This is a genomic window from Pelagicoccus sp. SDUM812005, assembly GCF_031127875.1.
In the GTDB taxonomy this organism is placed as follows: Bacteria; Verrucomicrobiota; Verrucomicrobiia; order Opitutales; family Opitutaceae; genus Pelagicoccus.
Genome location: NZ_JARXIA010000019.1, coordinates 149,977 through 159,386, shown reverse-complemented (window position 1 = coordinate 159,386; position 9,410 = coordinate 149,977). Strand labels below are relative to the sequence as shown.

5 protein-coding genes are annotated in these 9,410 nt (G+C 54.0%); 4 read left to right on the top strand and 1 reads right to left on the bottom strand.

All coding sequences use genetic code 11. From position 1 onward, the window contains the following. The first annotated feature begins 112 nt into the window (after positions 1-112). The 3 genes from QEH57_RS19900 (at position 113) to QEH57_RS19890 (ending at position 5,534) form a co-directional block, all read left to right on the top strand. Entirely contained in the window at positions 113-1,438 is a 1,326-nt protein-coding gene (locus tag QEH57_RS19900) for a hypothetical protein (RefSeq protein WP_309008544.1), read from the top strand. A 43-nt stretch (positions 1,439-1,481) separates the two neighbouring features. Next, positions 1,482-1,883, top strand: a complete 402-nt coding sequence (locus QEH57_RS19895) for a hypothetical protein (RefSeq protein ID WP_309008543.1) — start codon at positions 1,482-1,484, stop codon at positions 1,881-1,883. A 375-nt stretch (positions 1,884-2,258) separates the two neighbouring features. Next, the gene (locus QEH57_RS19890) at positions 2,259-5,534 is read left to right on the top strand and encodes an Ig-like domain-containing protein (RefSeq protein ID WP_309008542.1); all 3,276 of its coding nucleotides are present in this window, start codon (positions 2,259-2,261) and stop codon (positions 5,532-5,534) included. Positions 5,535-5,790: 256 nt separating this feature from the next. Here the strand turns inward: QEH57_RS19890 and QEH57_RS19885 are convergent, their stop codons facing one another. Then, complete coding sequence (locus QEH57_RS19885) at positions 5,791-8,169, bottom strand: glycoside hydrolase family 95 protein (RefSeq protein WP_309008541.1); 2,379 nt, start codon at positions 8,167-8,169, stop codon at positions 5,791-5,793. Between the two features lie 136 nt (positions 8,170-8,305). Here QEH57_RS19885 and QEH57_RS19880 point away from each other — a divergent pair, with 136 nt between their 5' ends. Further along, the gene (locus QEH57_RS19880) at positions 8,306-9,388 is read left to right on the top strand and encodes a LacI family DNA-binding transcriptional regulator (RefSeq protein WP_309008540.1); all 1,083 of its coding nucleotides are present in this window, start codon (positions 8,306-8,308) and stop codon (positions 9,386-9,388) included. Positions 9,389-9,410 lie beyond the last annotated feature (22 nt).

The following is a 9,410-nucleotide window of genomic DNA, read 5'->3' as shown; positions in this document are numbered from 1 at the left end:
CAAAAACGCTCGAAATCAGCTCGAAGCGTCGAAACGAAGAAGCAGCCAGGGATGCTCTCTTTCAAAACGACTGCCGTGAATTATTCAGGCTAGGGCTTTTTAAAAATATAAAATGATCACGGTTCGCTTCACTCCCTTCACCTGCCTCGCAATCAACATATTTTTATTCATCCAGACACTCACAGCAGGAGAACTCGCCAACCCCACTAAACAGGAACAACAAATCAAAATGCAAATTGGTGATATCCAGATCTCCAATTACATATACGAAAGAGAATTAAATCGATCATTCAAGAAAAAGCCTCGTCATGAGATAAGTGAAGACGAAGAGGAAAGCTGGAGAGCCGAATGGATTAACAAGTTGCTGTTAGTGTGCGAAGCCAAATCACAAGGTTACGACAAAGCCCATGACGTGATTAGAAGCACAGAGATCCTAACAAACCACATGCTAACAAACTCCCCGAACGGTCCCTATGCGAAATGGCTCTTTGCGAAGTTCGACGACGAAGCAAATCAAGACCCCAAAAAAATCCGCCAATTAATAATTGAAGACGGAAAAAAAATATTAACCGACTCAAAAAAAACAGAAAACATCGCAGCCATCCGAGAACTGCTCGCCAATTCACATCCTACACCCCAATTCGAACACCAATCAAAAGGACTGAGCAAAGCGTTATTTGAATACTATGAAGACGGCTTTCAGATAAAAGTAAAAGCAGAATCATTCTTAAATCATTATAACCGTTCCGTAATTAAAAAACCCTTAAACACCGTAAAAAACATATCATCCGAGATAGACTCCTTCATCATTCAAGAAAAAAGAAAAAAGCTCTCACTGTCACTAAAACTTGATCAATCCTGGCATTTCTCTGAAGAACGGGAAAACTTCAAGAACAACACGATATACAACAAATACCTTGAACTCGAAATACACCCAAGAATATCCACATCCGAAGATAAACTAAAAACCTTCTTCGAGGCTAACCGTACAAACTTCACAGCCCCTAAAACTATTAAATTCCTCATTTCGGAATCGAAGAACAAAAACGAAGCTAGACAATTCTTGTTGCACTACCTGCGCTCACACAAAAAAGAAAATCTTCAAACTCCCCAATACAACCAACTACAAGACGCATCCCAAGTACTGGAACGGAATATCCAAATTACAGATAATAATTTTTCGAAACACCGAGATCTCGGCCTTTTTTCTGCCAATACAGGAAACCTCACGAGAGCCACAATAAACGCAGACGGAAACTTCAATTACTGTTTTATTCTTGATAAAAGCGGTATATTCTATCCAAAATTCGAATCCGTAATTAAAGAGGTCCGCACTGCATTCAGAAAAGAATCAGAGAAAAAAGAGATCAGATCCACTCTTGAACAAATTTCAGAAAAATACAAAGTTTCTATAAATCTCACTACTGATAATCAGTAAAAACAAAAACACATACATAAACACCAGGAAACCAATATAAATCATGTATAAAACCCTAAAAAAGAACCTCATCACCGGATTCATCGCCTCATTCCTAATGGTTGCAGGTGCCTACGCCGGATTCGAGTCAATAGAAGCCTATAGTTACGAAAGCAATTCATTGGTTGTTCAAGTTCCGCAGGGAGCAACAGTGGAGATGTTTGCAGCAGTGAGTGTCGAAGACGCTTATGCCTATGCAGATATTGAAGGACCAAACGGATATGCCTCAGCATGGGCAGATGCGGCAAATACAGAGGATTACGACCCTGATTATGACTGGGATAATGGCAACGGTCTTAACGAGTACAATGAGGATAGCGATACCAACTGGGGCCCCGGAGGAACATACACGATGAATGTTGAAGTTTACGGCTGGGGCTACGCGTATGCAGAAATATCCTGGTAAAACCAGCATGTCTTAAAAACCAGCTCAAAGACTGTAAACTGGACGCATTCTATATGAATGCGTCCACTGCTTTTTACACAGCAACCTGACCTGATCCACGATGAGAAGATAGTTCCTCTCGGTCACTAAAATACGCGGCAACCCTTGCTGCCCGCAAAATAAAGTCAGCCTGAAAGGACGAGGTCACCTTCAAACGAATCAGAAAGAAGCATCGCTCCTATCGTCGCTAGATCCGCTTCGCGGCGATGATCCGACTGCGTCGGCAAGGACCAATGCGATAAACTCGAAAGCTCCGTGAGCTGCTAGACAGTGTAAACAGCGTTTCGTTTGGGCCAGAGGCGGAGCAACTCTTTTGTAGTTGCCTCGCCCCTACCCATGAAAACGATCCGTGCCATTCTCACGGGCTGCGCTTTGCTGTCTAGCTCCGCGCCGTTCGAAGCCGCAACCATAACCTGGCAAAACGTCCAAAACATTAGCTCCGCGAGCGATGTGTCTACCGAAGGCGACCTAGTCGAAGCCTTCAACGCCTGCGGAACGGATGCCAGCTTCAGCTCAACTATAAACGGAGTTCCCTTCGAGCCGATTACCTCCCTCCTCAGCGGCGACGCGTCGATACCCTTCTATTTCGACGACACTGGAGATTTTGGATACAACCAACTCCTCAACTCGCTCGACTACGGCAGCGAAACCAGCTTCCAAGTCGGCGCGGGGTCTCTGGAGATCGGAAAATCCTACCTCGTTCAACTTTGGTACCTCGACCAACGCGGGCCGCAAAACCATCGCCGCATGCAGTTTGGAGACGGCAACGGCAACTTAAGCGGCGCGGTTAACGACCAATACGTGATCGGTACCTTCAAAGCCGACGCCACTTCTCAAACCATTATCATCTCCGGACTGGATTCAGGCCCCCACTTCAACGCCTACCAACTGCGCAAACTCGAAACCGGCCCCATCCCAACCCTAAGCGCCACCGCTGGCGATTCCGTTTCCGGCAGCTTCGACATTTCCCTCAGCTTCACCAAAGAAGTAAGCGGTTTAGAACTCGGCGACTTCTCAGTCTCAAACGGAATTGTCTCCCAGCTCGACGGCTCCGGCTCCAACTGGACCGTCACCATTACCCCAACGGCCAACGGAGACGTTCTCGTCTACCTCCCAGCGGAGACCGTGCTCGACGCCTTCAACGAGCCAAACCCAGAATCCAACACGATTCGGACCACCTACGTCGCCCCGAGCAGCGACCAACCTCAACCCACTCTTACCACCGCCAGCGATTCGGTCGCCGATGCCTACCAAGTGCAGATCAACTTTAGCGAAGATGTGACAGGCCTCGCACTGGAGAATTTCGACATTACGGGCGGCACCCTATCAAACCTCGTCGGTTCCGGATCTAGCTATTCCATCACCGTTACACCGGGTCTCGACGTCGCGGTCACGCTCAGTCTCCCGCGTCATACCGTTACGGATACAGATGGCGACAATCTTCAGAACACTGACTCCAACGTACTGGTTAGCCAATACACAGGCGTGATTACCGTCGATTCGCTCGCAGCGTTGAAACCATTCCTATCCAAGAATAATGTCACGGTAAAACTGGCCCCCGGCACCTACCGCATCACCGGAGCGGACGTATTGAACGGACTCTACAGCGATTCGACGGCGATGCTCGGCCGAAACCACAAGATCCTCCTCAAGTTCTCTGGCAACGACAGTACCTACGATTTCACCGGAGTGACGCTTGAGGTCGATTCGTCCGTCTGGCGCCAGGACTACGGCAACAACGGGGTCTACCAAGTTCAAACCATCGGCAATTACAATGTCCTGAAAAACCTGACCATGGTCGACATCGGGACCGTGGACGACTTCCCGGTAGACGGTTGCGTCAACGTCGTCATGGACGGCGCCCACAACCGTATCGAAGGATTCCACATGACGATCAAAGGGTCCTATCCTTATGGATACGGCGACGTCTTCGGGAAAGGCGGCCCCTACACCATCAAGCATTTCAAGCACAGCGCATTCCTTATTCGCGGGGAATCCAACCATGCGAAGAACTGCACCCTCATCCATCGCTCCTACGGGCACGCCATGTTCATGCAGGCTGCCAACAATCCCATCATCGAAGGTTGCTACATCGAAGGCGAGATGCGCTCAACCGACGACATGCTAGCGGAAACCTCAGGGCCCGCCTTCGACATCGATTTCGAAACTGTCTGGGGATTCAGGCTTCCGCCTGGATACATGAAGAGCACCGGCGAAGGCGGCATCCGCGCCTACAACGCCGGCGAAACGATCGTCGACGGCGTAGAATACAGCAGAGGGACCACGAACCCAACCATCATAAACAATACCATCGTCAACATGCGCACCGGCGTAACCCTCACCCACGCGCGGGGAACGAAATACGTCGCAGGCTGCACGACCATCGGCTGCGAACGCGGTTACGCGATCGGTTCCGGCATCATCGAAAACTGCAGCTCCGACGCACAGTACGGCCCCGCCTTCGGAGTCGACTACGAATCGGATAGAGGCGTTACCGCCGACATCACTATTCTTCCGTATGAAGGAAAGCACTACAACGGAAGCCGCCATCTCGCCTACATCTACGGCAGCTACCACAACCTCACCTTCCGTGGATTGGAGGAATCGCCCGACCCAGAGCTTCAAATCAACGTCGGCGGCGACAAGCGCATCGAAAGCAGTTACCACGATGTCGAAAACCTCGCCGCGAACAATATCGTGATCAACAACCTAAGCGGCTATCCGATCGTCTTCGACGACAACGCCTCCGACAACCGCGGCAAATCGATAGGTCCGATCACGGACGCCGGAGCCAACAACGCCTTCGCGACAGCAAGCTGGGACCTAGTGAGCAATCTCGCGTTCTACGGCACCGCCAGCCAGAGCTCGACCTTCCTCAAGTCCATCGCCTCGCTCGCGACCGACCAAAGCACCAGCGGCGCCCTAGGCGACGGTTCCCTCTCGCAGACCGAGGACGAGGACCAGCCCTGGTGGAGGATCGACCTCGATGGCCGATCGAAGATCTCCGACATCCGCATCTGGGGCCGAACGGATTGCTGCTCCGAAATCCTCAGTAACTACGACGTAAGCGTACTCGACGAGCACGGCCAACCGGTTTGGACGAACTACCAGGCCAACCATCCCGCGCCCATGGTCGAACTCAGCCCCGAGGTGGTCGGACACGCTGTCTTGATACAGCTTCGGGGAAGCGGAAGCCTAAACCTCGCTGAAGTGGAAATCATCGGCAGCCCCTGGACCCGGCTGGACGAATGGCGCTTCGCGAACTTCGGAAGCTCCGAAAACGCGGGAATCGCCGCAGATGATTTCGACGCGGATTCCGACGGCATTCTAAACCTCTTGGAATACGCCACCGGATCCGATCCCAACGCTCCGCAAGGCTCCGTCATCGAAGTCGCTCGTCCCGCTGAGGGCACGGAACTTGAAGTCCGATTCAACCGCGTTCCGGATCCCGACCTCAACTACACGCTCGAAGGCACGGAAGACCTCGCCGCTCCCGACTGGCAAACGGTCTGGACTGGCACCGGCGCGGAAATCGAAACGGTTTCGATTCCAGAATCCCTATGGCCCGACTACGCCAGCAGCTACTTCCTGCGCCTCCGCGTAAATAGATAGACAGCACCGCATATTCCGCCTGCCTCCCTTTTGCTATTCGTAGCATGTAACGAATAATACAAGGCGCCCCTTCACCGTTCGATACTCTTCCAAAGCGCCGCGTAACGAATCCCCAAAAATCCCCGTCCAAAAGGACGGGGACAACCTACAAACAAACCAAAAATAAGCTATAGCATTTTTTCTCTGATCAGTCGCATCAGGTAGGGCGGGACCGCCGGGCACGCCGCTATTCCCTACTCTCGAAACGAAATTTACTCTAGTTACCGTTCCAATTGAACGAGCTTCCCTTATCAAGCTCCACTTCCTTGCGAACGTCCCCATAGCGAAGCTGCAGAGCCTCGCCGCTAAGCGAGCGAATGGTGGCTTCGGTCAATTCACCGTCCTTCCAGGCAATGTCCACCTCGAAGCCGCCGCGGGCCCGCAAGCCTTGCACGTATCCATCCGGCCAAGCGCTGGGAAGGGCCGGCAGCAAACGGACTTCTCCATCGTGGCTCTGCAGCAACATCTCGGCGATCGCCGCCGTGCCGCCGAAGTTGCCGTCGATCTGGAACGGCGGATGCGTATCGAAAAGATTGTCCAGAGTCCCCTTCTTGAGCAGGTTCGTCAGCAACACGTGAGCGTGATCGCCATCGTGGAAACGCGCCCAGAAGTTCACCTTCCAAGCCATGCTCCAGCCCGTACCGAAATCGCCGCGAGCGATCAGAGACTTGCGAGCCGCCTCGAAAAACTCGGGCGTACCGTTCTTGGTAATCTGCTGGCCGGGATGCACACCATAAAGGTGCGAAGTGTGACGGTGGCGAGGATCCCTTTCCTCGTAGTCCTCCACCCACTCCATCAAGCGGCCTGTCTTTTCGCTTATCTGCAGAGGCTGCAGGCGGTTCAAGGCGTCTTCCACCTTCTCGCGGAACCTGCGGTCGAACTTACCCTTGGGATCGATAATCTCGCTCGCTTCGACTACGCTGGTGAAGAGGTCATGAATGATCTGCAAGTCCATGGTCGCCGCGTAGGTAAACACCGACTCCGTGCCATCGGCCTTGATAAACGTATTTTCCGGAGAATGCCCCGGCGTCGGTACCAGATAGCCCGCCGCTAGCGTTCCTTCCGGTGCCTCCACCAGAAAATCGAGCATGAACTCCGCGGCGCCCTTGATAAGTGGATACGCCCGCTCCTCGAGGAACTCCTTGTCCCCGCCAAATCGATAGTACTCCATCAAATCGCGCACAGCCCAGGCCGCGCCCATCGGCCATACGCCATGCACCCCGTCCGCCGGAGCCGTCATGCCGTAGATGTCCGAAAGGTGATGCACCACCCAGCCGTCGGCTCCGTAGTGCACCTTGGCCGTCTTCTCCCCGAAGGGAACAAGGCTCTCCAAATAGTCGAAAAACGGCAGGTGCAGCTCCGAGAGATTGCAGGTCTGAGCCGGCCAGTAGTTCATCTGGAAGTTGATATTGAAATGGTAGTCGCTGTTCCACGGGGCCTTGTAGTGCTGGCACCATTTGCCCTGCAGGTTGGCCGGAAGGCCGCCGGGGCGAGAGCTGCCGATCAGCAAGTAACGCCCGAACTGGAAGTACAGCGTCTCCAGCTGCGGATCGTTCGCCCCTTCCTTGACCGACGCCAAGCGCTCGTCAGTCGGCAATCCGATCGCTTCCGTGGTCCCAAGGTCGAGCTTCACGCGATTGAAATAGCTCTGGTGATCGGCAATGTGCTCGGCTCGCATCTGCTCGTAGCGCTTGTCGCCAATCTTCTCCAAGTAGCTCTCGCAACGGGCCGTGGCGTCGCCTCCGATATCCGTGGCGCTGTTGTAGCTGGTGGCAGCCACGACGATCAGCGTCGCTTCGTTGGCGTCCTTCACCGTAAGCACGCCGTCCTTGGAAACCACGCTCCCGCCAACGACCCTCGGAAGCAGCTGCGCTTCGTAGTCGATCCCGAGCTTGCCGCGCAAAATCAAACGCTGGTCCGCCCCAGACTCTATCGTAGCGTCCTTGCGGCTGAATTGGACGGAGAAGTTAACCTTCCCCAGTCGATTGGCCTTGAGGTGGATCACGATCGCCTGATCCGGGGCGCTGGCGAAAACCTCGCGGCTGTACTCAACCCCGTCCACCGTGTAGCGAACGCTACTTGTCGCCGTAGTCAGATCCAGATCGCGACGGTAGCCCGCCACCGAATCCGTATCCGGAAAATCGAACAAAATTTCGCCCAGCGTCTGGTAGGACTTAATCCGGTAGGGACTGCCCATCATTTTGTCGCGGGCAAGCTTCGTCGCCTCCGCATTCTTGCCTTCGAAGAGCAAGCGACGCACCTCCGGCAAAGCCTCAAGGGCTTCCGGGTTATTGTAGTCAGTCGGCTCCCCGTCCCATACCGTTTCCTCGTTGAACTGGATACGCTCCGTGTTGATCCCGCCAAACACCATCGCCGCCAAGCGACCGTTGCCTACCGGCAGGGCTTCGTTTTCCCAATTCGTAGCGGGCTTGCGATACCAGAGCGTCAGCGGCTGCTCGGGCGCGGGAGCCTCGTCCAAGTAGTTAAAGGAAGCCGTCGGATTATGCGGTTCTTCCGGCGGGCGGTACTTCGCTTCAACGTTCGGGCTGACTGCTACCATTCCTAACAAAGCCATCGCGGCAAGTGATCTATACATCGGGCAAGTTTGAGTTCGTTTTCCAGGGGGATTCAAAAGCCGGCGATTCGTCATGGAACCGCCGAAGCATCACACAAGACGCGAATTAGGCTTCACCCAAGCCTCTGTTAGGCTAACCTGTTACTCTCGCAGCCAAATGCGCTTCCCGATCACCCGCCACGAATCTGACATGACCCAGGAAAACCGTCCCTCCGCCACCAGCTCGCCCCGCGTAACCTTGCGCGATATCGCGAACGAGATGGGTGTCTCCCATGTCACCGTTTCCAAGGCGTTGCGCGGTCTCTCCGGAGTGTCCGAATCCTTGCGAAAACGTATCCAACAGAAAGCGGAGCAGATGCAATACACGCCCGATCCCATGCTCGCCTCCCTCTCCCGCTACCGCTTCACCAAGCAAGATAACCCAATCCACTCCGAACTGGCATGGATCAACACCTGGAGGCATCCCGATCGAATCCAGGAACACAAGGAGTTCACCCTCTACTGGGAAGGAGCCAAGGAAGGAGCCCGGCGACTCGGATACCGTCTCCAAACGTTCCATACCGCTGAGGTTTCGCCTAAGCGACTGAAGGAGATCTTGGATACGCGGAACATAAGAGGCGTGCTCTTGCCGCCCGAGCGCGGGCAAAGCGAGGCGCTGCAACCCTTCAACTGGTCGGACTATGCCTTGGTGCGCTTTGGCCAAAGCCATAACAGGCCCAAGATCCACTCCGTCGGCAGCGCGCAGTTTTCCAACACCGTGCTCGCTTACGAAAAAGCCCGCGAGCTCGGCTATCGCCGTATCGGGTTCGTCTGCGAATACCGGCCCTTGCGGCTTTTCGGAGCAGGCTACGAATGGGCCCAAAAAACGGCGCCCAAGGGCCAACAAATTCCCTTACTCGCCTTTCCCCCGTCCGCTCCCTTCGAAAAGCAACAGGACGCCCTCCAAAAGTGGCTTACAAAAAACGGCCCCGACGCCATCCTAACCGACAATAGCGAAACGCTATCCATGCTGCAAAACCTCGGCTATCGCATTCCTCAAGATATCGGCCTGGCGACCACAAGCATTCACGATACCGTCATTGACACTGGAATCGACCAATGCCCCTACGAAATCGGCAGGGCTGCCGTGCGAATGCTTACCGCCCTGATCGCGGAGAAAAGCTTCGGAATTCCCAGCTCCCACAACGACAGCCTCATCGAAGGCAAATGGGTGCAAGGCGCCATGCTGCCGCCACGATAGGAGTCGTTGCTCCAAACGGAAA

What these genes read in the sequence shown, in the direction of transcription:
- QEH57_RS19895 (WP_309008543.1), top strand. Translation starts at nt 1,482, where the DNA reads ATGTATAAAACCCTAAAAAAGAACCTCATCACCGGATTCATCGCCTCA.
- QEH57_RS19885 (WP_309008541.1), bottom strand. Translation starts at nt 8,169, where the DNA reads ATGTATAGATCACTTGCCGCGATGGCTTTGTTAGGAATGGTAGCAGTC.
- QEH57_RS19890 (WP_309008542.1), top strand. Translation starts at nt 2,259, where the DNA reads ATGAAAACGATCCGTGCCATTCTCACGGGCTGCGCTTTGCTGTCTAGC.
- QEH57_RS19880 (WP_309008540.1), top strand. Translation starts at nt 8,306, where the DNA reads ATGCGCTTCCCGATCACCCGCCACGAATCTGACATGACCCAGGAAAAC.
- QEH57_RS19900 (WP_309008544.1), top strand. Translation starts at nt 113, where the DNA reads ATGATCACGGTTCGCTTCACTCCCTTCACCTGCCTCGCAATCAACATA.